The organism is Caballeronia sp. DA-9 (assembly GCF_051615025.1).
In the GTDB taxonomy this organism is placed as follows: Bacteria; Pseudomonadota; Gammaproteobacteria; order Burkholderiales; family Burkholderiaceae; genus Caballeronia; species Caballeronia sordidicola.
This window is the reverse complement of record NZ_CP195131.1, coordinates 1,234,429-1,247,405: the sequence shown is the minus strand read 5'-3', so window position 1 is coordinate 1,247,405 and position 12,977 is coordinate 1,234,429. Positions and strand designations below refer to the sequence as shown.

The 12,977-nt window shown below is 57.5% G+C and carries 12 protein-coding genes and 1 pseudogene; all 13 read left to right on the top strand.

Annotated elements, in window-relative coordinates; all coding sequences use genetic code 11:
* The first annotated feature begins 146 nt into the window (after window positions 1–146).
* The 13 genes and pseudogenes from ACRWA7_RS05520 (at window position 147) to ACRWA7_RS05460 (ending at window position 12,968) form a co-directional block, all read left to right on the top strand.
* On the top strand, window positions 147–866 hold the full coding sequence (locus ACRWA7_RS05520; protein ID WP_438391055.1) for an amino acid ABC transporter ATP-binding protein: 720 nt from the start codon (window positions 147–149) through the stop codon (window positions 864–866).
* A 35-nt stretch (window positions 867–901) separates the two neighbouring features.
* Complete coding sequence (locus ACRWA7_RS05515) at window positions 902–1,753, top strand: glutamate ABC transporter substrate-binding protein (protein WP_438390393.1); 852 nt, start codon at window positions 902–904, stop codon at window positions 1,751–1,753.
* Window positions 1,754–1,787: 34 nt separating this feature from the next.
* Window positions 1,788–2,435 (top strand): amino acid ABC transporter permease, encoded by a 648-nt coding sequence (locus ACRWA7_RS05510; RefSeq protein ID WP_438390392.1) that lies wholly within the window; start codon window positions 1,788–1,790, stop codon window positions 2,433–2,435.
* Complete coding sequence (locus tag ACRWA7_RS05505; protein ID WP_438390391.1) at window positions 2,432–3,229, top strand: amino acid ABC transporter permease; 798 nt, start codon at window positions 2,432–2,434, stop codon at window positions 3,227–3,229. The genes ACRWA7_RS05510 and ACRWA7_RS05505 overlap by 4 nt, the downstream gene beginning before the upstream one ends.
* Window positions 3,230–3,336: 107 nt before the next feature.
* Window positions 3,337–3,636: a putative quinol monooxygenase gene (locus ACRWA7_RS05500; RefSeq protein WP_438390390.1), complete on the top strand. Its 300-nt coding sequence runs from the start codon at window positions 3,337–3,339 to the stop codon at window positions 3,634–3,636.
* A complete protein-coding gene (locus ACRWA7_RS05495; protein WP_438390389.1) occupies window positions 3,614–3,904 on the top strand; it encodes a group II intron maturase-specific domain-containing protein in 291 nt (96 codons plus the stop codon). The genes ACRWA7_RS05500 and ACRWA7_RS05495 overlap by 23 nt, the downstream gene beginning before the upstream one ends.
* A 129-nt stretch (window positions 3,905–4,033) precedes the next feature.
* Window positions 4,034–4,402 (top strand): annotated as a pseudogene (locus ACRWA7_RS05490) (FCD domain-containing protein); the annotation flags it as partial.
* 890 nt (window positions 4,403–5,292) lie between these two features.
* The gene (gene hydA, locus ACRWA7_RS05485) at window positions 5,293–6,732 is read left to right on the top strand and encodes a dihydropyrimidinase (RefSeq protein WP_438390388.1); all 1,440 of its coding nucleotides are present in this window, start codon (window positions 5,293–5,295) and stop codon (window positions 6,730–6,732) included.
* 112 nt (window positions 6,733–6,844) lie between these two features.
* A complete protein-coding gene (locus tag ACRWA7_RS05480; protein ID WP_438390387.1) occupies window positions 6,845–8,437 on the top strand; it encodes an ABC transporter substrate-binding protein in 1,593 nt (530 codons plus the stop codon).
* Window positions 8,438–8,501: 64 nt separating this feature from the next.
* Window positions 8,502–9,542: an ABC transporter permease gene (locus ACRWA7_RS05475; protein WP_438390386.1), complete on the top strand. Its 1,041-nt coding sequence runs from the start codon at window positions 8,502–8,504 to the stop codon at window positions 9,540–9,542.
* The gene (locus ACRWA7_RS05470; RefSeq protein WP_438390385.1) at window positions 9,539–10,384 is read left to right on the top strand and encodes an ABC transporter permease; all 846 of its coding nucleotides are present in this window, start codon (window positions 9,539–9,541) and stop codon (window positions 10,382–10,384) included. Before ACRWA7_RS05475 ends, ACRWA7_RS05470 begins: the two co-directional genes overlap by 4 nt.
* Entirely contained in the window at window positions 10,381–12,057 is a 1,677-nt protein-coding gene (locus ACRWA7_RS05465; RefSeq protein WP_438390384.1) for an ATP-binding cassette domain-containing protein, read from the top strand. Before ACRWA7_RS05470 ends, ACRWA7_RS05465 begins: the two co-directional genes overlap by 4 nt.
* Window positions 12,054–12,968 (top strand): NAD-dependent epimerase/dehydratase family protein, encoded by a 915-nt coding sequence (locus ACRWA7_RS05460; RefSeq protein WP_438390383.1) that lies wholly within the window; start codon window positions 12,054–12,056, stop codon window positions 12,966–12,968. The genes ACRWA7_RS05465 and ACRWA7_RS05460 overlap by 4 nt, the downstream gene beginning before the upstream one ends.
* Window positions 12,969–12,977 lie beyond the last annotated feature (9 nt).

The window sequence follows — 12,977 nt, the reverse complement described above, 5'->3', positions numbered from 1 at the left end:
AGCCAGCTGTAGCACATGACGGCGTCTTCACTGCACTATGCCAAAGGAATCGAATGTCGACGGTATCAAATGGAACATCGGCCCTTCCTCGCGAAGCCACTACAACTCATCCTGCCGGCGATCCAAAAAGAGAGGCGTTAATCTCGATGCGGCGCGTCAATAAGCATTTTGGCGCGTTGCATGTGCTGCGTGATATCGAGCTCGACATTGGTCGCGGCGAGGTGGTGGTAATCATAGGGCCGTCGGGTTCAGGCAAGTCCACGCTTTGCCGCACGATCAACCGGCTTGAGACCATTGACAGCGGTGAGATTTGGCTCGACGGCGCGCTGCTGCCAGAGGAGGGGCGTTCCCTCGCCCGCCTGCGTGCAGAAGTAGGCATGGTATTCCAGTCTTTCAATCTGTTTGCCCACAAGACGGTGCTTGAAAATGTGACGCTCGGACCAATCCGCGTTCGTAAGCAGCGCAAGGACGAAGCCGAGCATCACGCCATGCGTTTGCTCGAGCGAGTGGGTGTCGCCACTCAGGCGCACAAGCTGCCTTCACAGCTTTCAGGCGGCCAGCAACAGCGCGCGGCAATTGCACGGGCGCTTGCAATGGATCCGAAAGCCATGCTGTTCGATGAACCCACTTCGGCCCTTGATCCGGAAATGATCAACGAGGTGCTCGACGTGATGAAAGAGTTAGCTGCAGACGGCATGACAATGGCAGTGGTCACGCATGAGATGGGATTTGCGCGCTCTGCTGCGAACCGCGTGGTTTTCATGGACCGCGGCCAGATAATTGAAGAGAGCACGCCGGAGCTGTTTTTTGGCGCACCGGAAAGCGATCGGGCGCGCGACTTTCTTTCCAAAATTCTCAAACACTAAAACGTCGGCCGTTAAGGTCGCCAACAGGAGGAGACATGACAGATTCAACTTGGTTGAGGAAGCTGCTCTCGACGCTCGCAGCCGTACTGATCGCGGTGAACTGCGCCGCTTATGCTCAACAGTCATATCCGCCTGGCTCGACGATGGACAAGATCGTCAAGTCGGGAAAGATCCGTATCGGAACTAAATTTGATCAGCCTTTATTCGGACTGCGAAATCTGAGCGGGCAGCCGGTGGGTTTCGACGTGGACATTGGCACTATGATTGCCGCGAAGCTCGGACTCAAGCCCGCTCAAATCGAATGGGTGGAAACGGTATCCGCCAATCGTGTCCCGTTCATCCAGCAAGGCAAGGTGGACATGGTGATCGCAACGCTGGCCATTACGGATGAGCGTCGCAAGGCGATCAGCTTCGCCGGGCCGTATTTGATCCACGGGCAGGACATCATGATCAAGAAGGGTAATCCAGCCGGGATCCACAAACCAGAAGACATGGATGGCAAGAAGATTTGCGTCCTGAATGGAAGCGAGGGCCGTGCAACCTTGGACACCCGCTTCCCGAAGGCACATGTCATCGCTTTCGACGACTTCTCGAAATGTGGTGAGGCGATAAAAAATGGGTCTGTCGATGGCGCGGTTATCGGGGCAGCGGTCGAGCTGGGTTACGTCGCGAAAGAGCCGGACCAGTTCGAGCTGGTTGGCAAGCGCCTGACGGTGGAACGGTCGGGCATAGGCATCAAAAAGGGCGATGTCGAGTTTTGCAAGTTTATTGACGGCGCACTTAAGGATGCGGGAACGGCCGGCTCTTATAAAGCCGCCTATGACGGATCAGTCGGCAAATACCTGAATACCCCTTGGAAATTGCCCGAATTCGACCCTTGTACCTGACCAGCCTTTCTTATCTTTTTCGAGGGCGCTGCACATGCCGACGGTCTTTGCACATTTGAATATCTTTTTTAGCGGCATTGCCGTTACGCTCTCGTTGACGGCAATCGCCGGCATGCTGTCGCTTGCCGGCGGTCTGGTTATAGCAGTCATGCGTATTTCTCCGGTGCCAGTACTGCGAACGCTTGGGGCCGTTTATGTGGAAATCTTCAGAAATACACCGCTCACTATTCAGTTCTTTTTCGTCGCGTTTGTGTTGCCTTCGCTTGGCGTGTCGCTATCCTACTTTATCTTTGCTGTGATCGCCCTTTCGGTGTACTACACGGCGTTCTTCGCCGAAGCTATTCGCGCCGGTTGCAACGGGGTTGCGATCGGGCAGGCGGAAGCGGCACGCTCCATCGGCCTGACATTTTTTGGCGCCTTACGTCTGGTGGTGCTGCCGCAGGCGTTACGCACAGTGATTCCACCGCTTATCAACGTTTTCATTGCGCTAGTGAAAAGCACGGCTATTGCGTCCGCTTTCGGTGTAGCGGAATTGCTGACAGTTACCGAGCAGTTCGCCAACGACCATAGCCGTGATGTCCTTCCCGCCTTGTTCATGACAGCCTGCTTTTACCTTGCAATTACCATCCCGGCGGGTCTGGTCGCCGCGCATATCGAGCGCCGTATGGCGTTTGCCCGATGAGCAACATTTTCTATGACGAACTTGGTCCACGCGCTCGCCGCCGGGCCGCGGTGTCGGGTGTAGTGCTCGTCGTACTGTTTTTGGCGTTGATCCTGTGCGGCTTCTTGCGCCTGGAATCAAAGGGACAACTTGAGTCGCGGCTATGGCGCGTGCTCCTCGATCCCGAATTGATTCAATTGCTTCTCCAGGGACTGATCTCCACGGCGCAAGCTGCAAGTACCGCCTTAGTGCTGTCGCTTGTCGGAGGAGCGCTACTTGCATTCGGACTGCTTGCCGAGCAGCGCGCCACGCAATTCGTATTGCGTATCTGGGTCGAGCTCTTTCGGGGCCTGCCGGTGCTGCTATTGATTTTTTGCGTCTATCTGGGCGCGCCGGCGGTAGGAGTTAGCATCTCGACGTTCTGGGCGCTCGTAACCGGTCTCACGCTTTTTAACAGCGCTGTATTTGCAGAGATCTTTCGTGCAGGCGTCACCTCTTTGCCACGCGGTCAACGAGAAGCGGGGTACACCATTGGTCTTGATGCGAGCGAGACATTGCGTCTAATACTGATCCCTCAGGCGGTACGGCGAATGTTGCCGGTATTGGTGAGTCAGTCCGTGGTGCTTTTGAAGGAAACGTCATTCGGCTTCATCATCGGTTATAGCGAATTGTTGAGAGAGGGTCGCTCGGCGGTTGAATTCCTGGGCGGCCAGTATTCGCTGCCGATCTACACATTGCTCGCCGTTATCTATATCGCGGTGAATCTCGCTCTTTCGTCTTTAGCCCGGTGGCTGCACTCACGCACCTATGCGTGAGCGACGCCCCATATTGTCCTTTACGGCCAGTCTCGAAATCTGGCAGGTTCCGCAGAACAGCGATCTACGAACAAATTTGAATGGACTTTTAGCTCAAAGGGGATGTCATGCATGCCGTCGTTGTCAATTTTCGCTATAAGCCCGAATGCCGGGCGCTTTTTGTTGAGGCAGTGCTCACCAATGCGAGCGATTCTCTCGCTGTGGAGAATGGCTGTAAGGTCTTCGATGTCTGTGAGGACGCTGCGGCTTCAGAAATTGTTTTATACGAACTCTACACGGACGCTACCGCTTTCGAGGCGCACTTGCTTACACCGCATTTCGCGGCATTTGATACTGCGTCGGCCGCCTGGATTGTAGAAAAACGGGTGCGGCAGTTTGAACGGTTTGAACAATCTGATCCAATATAAGTCGCAGCCGGTGGGCCGTGTTGTCGAATTGATCAACCGGGTGCTACGTGGCTGGGTGAATTACTTTGCTATTGGAAATTCCAGTGAATGCTTCAGCTTCGTGAAAGACTGGGTGGAAAACAAGATCAGGCGACACATGCAGCGATCCCGGCAGCAACAGGGCTTCGGCTGGGAGACGTGGAGTAAGCGGTGGTTGTATGGCGAATTGAAGGTATTCAATGGCTACAAGGTTCGCTACAGAACGCAGGTGAAAGCGTCCCCAGCATGATAGATCCCATAAGCGTTGACGTGAAGCGGGCAGGAGGGCGTAGTGCCGGAAAACGGCCCGCTGCGTTCGATGAGGCGGAAGCTGGAAACGTGCCGTTCATGACGGTGCAACGCATCTGGCGCAAGCACGATATCCGGCTCATCGACTCGTCCATCACGTCAGAACCGCCTTTCGCAGGCGAGGGAAATCTACGAGGCACGAAGGATCATTGAAGGTGGGGTCGCCTCTAGGCTTGCCGGACGACTGACGCCCGGGCAGATCGAACAGTTGCGGGCCCACAGCGCGCGCGAGATCGAGGCCATCCGCCACACGGCGACCGCGCATTGTCCATCCAGTTATCAAGCCGCTTTCACCAATTGCTGGCGGCGTTCTGCGCGAATCCGTTCGTTACGCGCGAACTGGAGGAACTGGTGAGCGGCATCATTATGTTGGGTATTTTTCGTTGCGGAGCCTGGCGCTGCGTCGCGCTGCTCGTGCGACGAGCATGGTGACATCGTCGATGCCCTCATTGACGGTGATACCGCGCGTGCAGTCAAGAGCATGCACGTCCATCTGTCGATGATCGAGACGAGTCTCCAGCCGGAGATGTTCGTGCGTCCTGAAGTCGACCCGGACGAGGTGCTTCAGCAAGCCTGGGATAAGGTCCAGGTTGCGCGGTAATGCCGGTGTTCCGATGTTGAGGTATTGACCTCGCGGCAATTCAGGAGACGAATATTCTTCCAAATCAGCCTGGGCAGCCCGAGTTCGGCGTTCATGACTGGGTGACTCTATTTTCCATGTAGTACGGTCGCGGCACTCGCCATTTTGCACGATGATCGGACATTCCGAGTGAGGCAGCAATCCTCCCTTGCGGCCTCTGCGCACAGACGCTTTATAACGCGGGGCTGAGTTCGTGCTCGCGAGACGCGCTCGATGACTCAGCGTGTCGGAGACTTAGCCATCGCACGCATGTACCACTGACCGGTGAAATAAAACGGACCGAATTCCCTCAAGCCGTAAATGCGCTGCTGCTTGCAACCGATGCAAAGTAGATCAGGCAAATGGCCGGAATGCGCTGCCATATTTCCTTCGAATTTTCCGCTCCCGTTGCGATAAGCCGTCCACGTTCTGCGAGATCGGGTTGATCTCCAAGCCTCAGACATTCTGCCACCCCGATGAACCAGCCTTCGTCAGCATCCGACTCGGGGCGGAACGTGTCGGATTTCCGCGGTCTTTCCAGCAACACAAGTATCGTAAGCGAGCAGAGAATGGGAACTCAGCGCGTCTGTTGTCGACAAGAATAGTCATATTTTTCACGATTAAAAAATAAAATGTTCTGTTGATCTATTATTTTGGAGGGATATATTAACGCCAACTTGTCGACAACAACTTGCTTCGTCGAGGCATCAATGAGTGCAGAGTTTGATCTGGTGATCCGCAATGCACAGGTCGCAACAGCCAGTGATACCTTCACGTCGGATATCGGTGTGGTCGGGGGGCGGATTGTCCAGATGGGTGTACGCTTGTCGACAGGAGCACGCGAAATCGACGCACGAGGCCGTACTACCACGCCGGGCGGGATCGATGCACATTGCCACCTCGACCAGCCCATCGCGCCGCCAGCGAAAATGACGGACGACTTTGAAACCGGCACCCGTTCGGCTGCCTGTGGCGGAACGACTACTGTGATCCCTTTCGCCGCGCAGCAAAAAGGGGGTTCGTTGCGCGCAGCGATCGACGACTATCACGAACGGGCAAATGGCCGCGCGAGTATCGATTACGGCTTTCACCTTATCGTGACGGATCCCACGCCGGAAATCATGGCAACGGAATTGCCGGCGCTAATTGCAGAGGGGTATTCGTCGTTCAAGATCTACATGACCTACGACGACATGAAATTGAACGACGGCCAGATCCTGCGACTGCTCGCGCTTGCGAGAACGCATGGCGCCATGGCGATGATTCACGCGGAAAACACCGAGTGCATCGCCTGGCTGACCGAGAGCCTCCTTGAGTCCGGGCTGAGCGCGCCGCGCTATCACGTGGCATCGCGGCCCATGCTGGTTGAGCGGGAGGCCACGCATCGGGCGATCAGTCTGGCTGAACTGGTCGACGTCTCCATGCTCCTCGTCCATGTTTCCGGGCGCGAGGCGGTCGAACAGATTCAATGGGCGCGTGCTCGGGGGTTGAAGATATTGTCGGAGACATGTCCGCAATATCTGTTGCTGACAGCGGAAGATCTCGGCATTGACGACGGTTATGAAGGAGCGAAATGCGTGTGCAGCCCGCCGCCGCGCGACGCCGCGAGTCAACAGGCAATCTGGGCGGCGCTGGCTGACGGCACCTTCACTGTGTTCTCTTCGGATCACGCGCCGTTTTCATTCGATGACGACCAGGGCAAGAAGCCCGGTGGCCGCGAGGTCGCGTTTCCCTATATTCCAAACGGCATACCGGGCATCGAAACCCGTTTGCCGTTGTTGTATTCCGAGGGCGTGCTGACCGGCCGTATATCGGCCAACCGCTTTGTAGAGCTGACCGCCACGAATCCCGCGAAGACTTATGGATTGCATCCGCGAAAAGGGACGATTGCAATTGGCTCGGACGCCGATCTTGTAATCTGGGACGAGCGCAGTGTGCTCCTCACGAACGCAATGCTGCACCATGCCGTCGATTACACGCCTTATGAAGGCCGCACCGTCGGCGCGTGGCCGGCGTATACGATCTCCCGGGGCGAGGTGGTGTGGGATGGAGAGCGCTTTCTCGGAACGCCGGGACGCGGGCGTTTCCTTCAGCGCGGACTGCCGACCATGATTGCACGCCGGCCGCCGCCGTCCGGCGCCGCACGATAAGACTGCACGCTGGCGGCCATCAAAGCGTGTCACCAGACCATAAATTTTGGTATCCGAATTAATTGTAAACCAGCACTGCGTTATTCCATCTTATCGAATACAGGAGTCTGTCATGCATAAGCTGTTCGATAGCACCCGCGCGTTGTTGGCGGCAGCGGTTTTGTCCATTGGCGCCAGCCCGGTGTTTGCGCAGAACAACAATCCAATGCTGCTTGTCGCGGGGCCGCGCACACCGGAATCACTGGATCAGGAATATCCGCCCACGGAAGCAAGTCATGAAGCGCGCCGCAATATCTATGAGCGGCTGTTGTCATACGAAATGAAACCCGGCGAAAACGGCGTAATGGTCGAGAATTTCGACAAGCTCAAGGGTGCGCTGGCGGAAAGCTGGGAAACTTCACCCGACAAGAGTTCGATCACCTTCCATTTACGCAAGGGAGTAAAAAGCTACGCTGGCAATACGCTCACCGCCGACGACGTCATCTGGACCTTCCAGCGCGGCTGGAACCTCAAGGCCACGTTTCGCTGGTACATGACGCAGGTGTTGAAAATCACGAACTTTGACGTGGCATTCAAGAAAATCGACGACCAGACGGTGAAGGTCACCTTGCCGGGTCCTTCGCCGCTGATAGAACGCTTGTGGGTGAACAACGATCTTGGGATTATCGATTCGGTGGAGATCAAGAAGCACATCACGCCGGATGACCCGTGGGCCTCGCGCTGGCTCGCCGGCCATTCCGCTTCGTTCGCTCCGTATCAGGTCACGAAATATGCGCCGGGCCAGGAGGTGGTCTATGAAAGCAACCCGAATTATTATCGCGGCGCGCCGAAACTGCCCCGCATTATTTTCCGTGAAATGCCAACGTCGGCGAATCGTCTTGCTGCACTCCAGGCCGGTGCCGTCGACGTGGCGGAATGGCTGGCGCCGCGGGAACAGGCCACACTCGAACAAATGCCGGGCGTAAAAGTCTGGAAGGTGTACGGCAACTACATTCAGCGCGTGGAGATGAACAACACCACCGCGCCGTTCAACAATGAGAAAGTCAGGCAGGCGCTGAACTACGCGGTGCCTCGCGATCAGATCCTGAAATCCGTGTTCTACGGCACGGCACGGCTCACCAAGAGCCCTGTGTCCGAGATTTATCCGGCATATACGGACAAGTACTACAACTACGCCGAGAATCTCGACAAGGCGCGCGCGCTCCTGAAGGAGGCTGGACTTGAGAAAGGCTTCAAGACGCAACTCGGCTATCCGACCGGTGACCAGACGGAAGAGGAGCTGGCGGTCATTCTGAAGACAGCGTTTTCGAAGATCGGAGTGGATGTCGAGTTGCAGAAGCTGCCGGCGTCCACGCTGGTGGAGCGCTACTCGAAGGGCACAATTCCGATGTACTTCTTTCGCGACATGGCGATCGTGCCGGATGCCGCATATGTGACGAACCTGTGGCTCAACAGCGCGTCGCTGATCAACTATTCGCACTACAAGAACGCGGAAGTAGACAAGCTGATCAACGACAGCCTCTCCATGACCGACGAAGCAAAACGCAAGACGTCGATGGAACGGGTGCAGCAACTCGTAATGGAACAGGCGCCCTGGGTATTTCTGATCAACCCGGGTTACCAGCTCGCAACACGCGCCAATGTGAAGGGTTATAGCTGGAACACGACGAACGGCAACACCTGGTACGACTTTTCCAAAAACTGATGTAAAGGGGTGCGAATAAATATGCTGTTCGCACTCGCGTAACCGTGGTTCGAGGAGTTGTGCGATGGTCCTATTTTCTGCCTGGCGGTCGATTCCCCGCTCGCTCCGAATTGTGATCGCGCGGATTGGTGTCCTTATTCCGCAGATGTTCGGCGTGATGTTCGCGACATTCCTGCTCATTCGCATGCTGCCGGGCGACCCGGCGTTGCTGATGCTCGGCAACATGGCGACGCCCGAGGCCATCGCGGCATTGCGCGAACGTCTGAATCTCGAAGGCACGATCTGGTCCCAATTTGGCGGTTATATCAAGGCGTTGCTTCACGGAGATCTGGGCACCTCGATGTTCACGTCGAACCCGGTCACGGTCGACCTGACGCAACGCGTGCCTGCCACGCTCGAGCTGATCACCTATTCCATGATTCTTACTGTGATCCTTGGCGTGGGCATTGCGGTGACGTCGGTGGTACGCAAGGGCGGTTGGGTCGACAGGGGCAGCCGTATTTACGGACTGGCAGCTGGCGCGATCCCTGATTTTTGGGTTGGCCTGCTGCTGATATTTACGTTGTTCCATCTGGCGGGGGTGGCGCCCGCGCCGTTCGGACGGATCGATTCGTTCATAACCGCGCCGGCTGGCGTCACCGGGTTCTACACGATCGACAGCGTGTTAGCGGGAAACTGGACCGCGTTCCGTTCTTCCGTGTCGCATCTGTTGTTGCCCGTCCTGACGCTGACCATTGTCAACGCGGGCGGCCTCATGAAAATGACGCAAGCCACATTCGCCGATATCTACAAAAGCGAGTTCATTCGTCACGCGCGCGCGTCGGGTCTCTCGGAGCGCATGCTGGTACTGAGTGCATTGCGCAACAGCCTGCCGCCCATCATTACCATGATTGGTTTCCTGTTTGGTTTTCTGCTTGGCGCGGCGGTGCTGGTCGAGACCATTTTTGCGTGGGGCGGACTGGGACAGTACGCGGTGCAGGCCGTGATGAACAGCGACTACCCGGCCCTGCAAGGATTCGTGCTGGTCGCGGCAGCCTTCATTCTGGTCGTGTACACCGCCGTCGATGTGTTGTATGGGCTCGCCGATCCGAGGATCGAAATATGAAATCCATGGCGTATTACCGTGGCTCACGAATGAGCGCGACGCTCGTGTTTGGATTGTCGCTTCTCGTGCTGCAAATCGTGCTCATTGTGTTTGCGCCGCTAATCGCGCCGCATTCTCCAGTCGACGCCGATCCCATGAACATCCTCAAGCCGCCTTCGTGGCATTACTGGTTCGGCACGGACGTATCGGGTATGGATATCCTTTCGCGCGTCATCTACGCCACGCGCATCAACCTGCTCATCAGCGTGACGGCCGTGGTGATCGCGTTTATTGTGGGCGTGCCGATTGGGTTGTTGACCGGCTTTTACAAGAATCTCCTCAGCACCTTGGTCATGCGCATCTTCGACTTCATACAGTCTTTTCCTGTGTTCGTGCTCGGCATGGCGCTCGTTTCGGTCATGGGACAGGAAATCTGGAATGTCGCGATCGTGCTGGCGGTGCTGTTCATTCCAATGTTCGCCCGGCTGATTCGCGCTGAGGTGCTCTCGTTGCGCGACCGGCCGTTCATAAGCGCGGCACGTTGCAGCGGAGCGACCAACGTCGCAATCATGTTCCGCCACATTCTGCCCAACGCAATGACGCCGGCCATCGTGCAGGTGTCGATCAGCATCGGCATGGCGATCCTGTTGACCGCCGGGCTGTCGTTCGTCGGCGCGGGCGTGCGGATGCCTACGCCGGAGTGGGGCCTGATGGTTGCCAACGGCGCGCAGCAAATGATCCTTGGCGTGTGGTGGGCAGCGTTGTTCCCAGGCCTCGCGATAATCATCTCGGTGCTGACATTCGCCATTCTCGGCGACGCTGTGAAGCGTCTGGCCGAACCTACGTCGCGAGGCGAGCAATGAACGCGCACGCAGATCAGGTTTTGCTCGAAGTCGAAGATTTGTCGGTTTGCTTCGACAACGCTCCCGAGCGACGTGTTCTCGACGCAGTCAGCTTTTCGCTGCGCCGCGGTGAAATCCTCGGCATCGTCGGAGAGACCGGCGCCGGTAAGTCAATCCTCGCGCGCTCGATCATAGACTTGCTGCCGGACGGCGGCCGTATCGCGAGCGGACGCATATCGTTTAATCGGCGGTCCGTATTGGAGATGCACGCACGCGACAAGCGGCGGTATCGTGGCGGCGACGTCGCACTCATCGGCACCAACGCGAAGATGTTGCTGGATCCTGTGGAGACGGTCGGCTCACAGCTCGCGCGCGTGCTGCGAGTGCACAAGTATATTGGCAGGAAAGCGGCGTGGCAGGAAGCAATCGACTTGTTCAGGCAGGTCGGCATTGTCAATCCGGAAGGCCGCGCGCACTCGTATCCGCATGAGTTGTCAGGTGGGATGGCGCAGCGTGTGGTGATCGCCATGGCGTTGATCGCGCAGCCGAAGATCCTGCTTGCCGACGACGCCACGCTAGGCCTCGACGCGACCATTCAGTTGCAAGTCCTCGACTTGCTGGTACAAAAAGGCAAGGACCTCGGTCTCGGCGTCTTGCTCGTGACGCATGACCTCGGTGTGGTCGCGAATTATTGCGATCGCGTCGGCATCATGAAAGACGGCAAGCTGATCGAACTCGCCCCCGTGGGGTGCTTCCTGAAGGCACCGGTGCGTCCATACAGCCGCGAATTGCTGGATGCTGCAAAGGTGCGCCCTGCCTTGTTCGATTCTACCGCGCAGGCAAGCAGGGACGAACAGGAGGTTGCAATCAAACGGCGTCCGTTGCTCGAAGTCGAGCATCTCGTGAAAACCTTCGTGTCGGATCGCAGCCACGCGGTCGTGCGCGCTATCGACGATGTCTCGTTTTCCATCGCGCGGGGTGAAACGCTTGCACTGGTCGGCGAAAGCGGTTCGGGCAAGACGACGACCGCGCAATGCCTGTTGCGTTTGCTCGATGCGGATTCGGGGGTGATTCGCTTCGATGGCAGGAGCACGCTTGACATGACGGAGCGCGAATTCCGCGCCGTGCGCCGCCGCATGCAGATGGTGTTTCAGGAGCCGTACGTGTCGCTTAATCCGCGCTGGCAGGTTCGCGATCTCATCGCCGAGCCGCTCGCGCTCGCACCGAGGCTTTCGCGCGGCGATCGTGATGCGAGGATTCTGGAGTTGCTCGATCTGGTCAATCTGTCGCGCAAACGTGCGAGCACTTATCCGCATGAATTGACCGCCGGCGAGCAGAAACGTGTGGGCATTGCGCGCGCTCTCGCCGCGAATCCGGACTTCGTGGTTTTTGACGAATGCACGACCGCGCTCGATATCCGTGTGCGTGCGCAGATCATCGACCTGGTGCGCAATCTCCAGGCGGAGATGGGCTTGTCTGCGCTGTTCATCACACACGACCTGAACTCGGTGCGCTCGCTCGCGCACTATGTTGCGGTGATGCGCAACGGCAAGATCATCGAGACCGGCGAAGCCGAGACGGTCTTCAGCCGGCCCGTCGAGGAGTACACAATAAAACTGCTGCAGGCGGAGCTTCCTATCGAGGAAGTCGCCAGAAGTGTTCATCATCTCGACGTCGCAGGAGAAAACCAATGAGCTTCCCACAAAGAATCATGGTCACGGGCGCGGCCGGGCTGGTGGGTCATGCAGTGTGCCGCCAGTTGCGCGCGCGTGGCGACGATGTCATCGCAATCGACCGCGTGGGCGGGATGGATATTGGCGACATCACGGTAAAGGAGTGCGATCTCGGCAACGTTCACGGATTGCATGCGCTAGCACTGGACGGGTTATCGGGCGTGATTCATTGCGGTGCCTATTCAGGACCTATGGTGGCGCGCGACAATCCCGTGGCGATGGTTCAGGTCAACATTGTGGGTACGACGAACATGCTGGAACTGGCCCGGGTTCATGGTGCGCTCCGCTTTGTGTTCTGCTCGTCGACCAGCGCTTATGGAAATACGCCGCCCGCTCCGGTGAAGGAAGATATAGTGATGGCGCCGGCCAGTCTCTACGCCGCGAGCAAGGTTGCGAGCGAACAACTGGTGGCGGCGTATGCTCAGCAATACGGCGTGGACGGCGTCAGCTTGCGGCTCTCGTGGGTATACGGACCCCGCCGCACGACTGATTGCATTATTCGCACCATGCTGACCGACGCAATGGCGCAGCGTCCCACGCGCGTTCCCTTCGGAGAGGATTTTTACCGGCAATACATTTACGTGGAAGATGCCGCCGCCGGGTTGGTCGCCGCCCTCGATGCACCAAAGCCGCCTCGCCGTACATACAACATTACCGGCGACAGCCGCCTCACGTTAGGTGAAGTTGCCGGCGTCGTGCGCCGCATATTTCCCCACGCCGATATTCAGCTGGCGCCAGGTCCCGATCCGCTCGACGAACTGCAGGAACGCTTTGATATCTCCGCAGCGGCGGCCGACCTGGGCTATCGACCGCGCCATGATATTGAGGCAGGCATTCGCGCGTACGCGGACTGGCTGTCCAGGAACGTTTAGCCCTTGTTT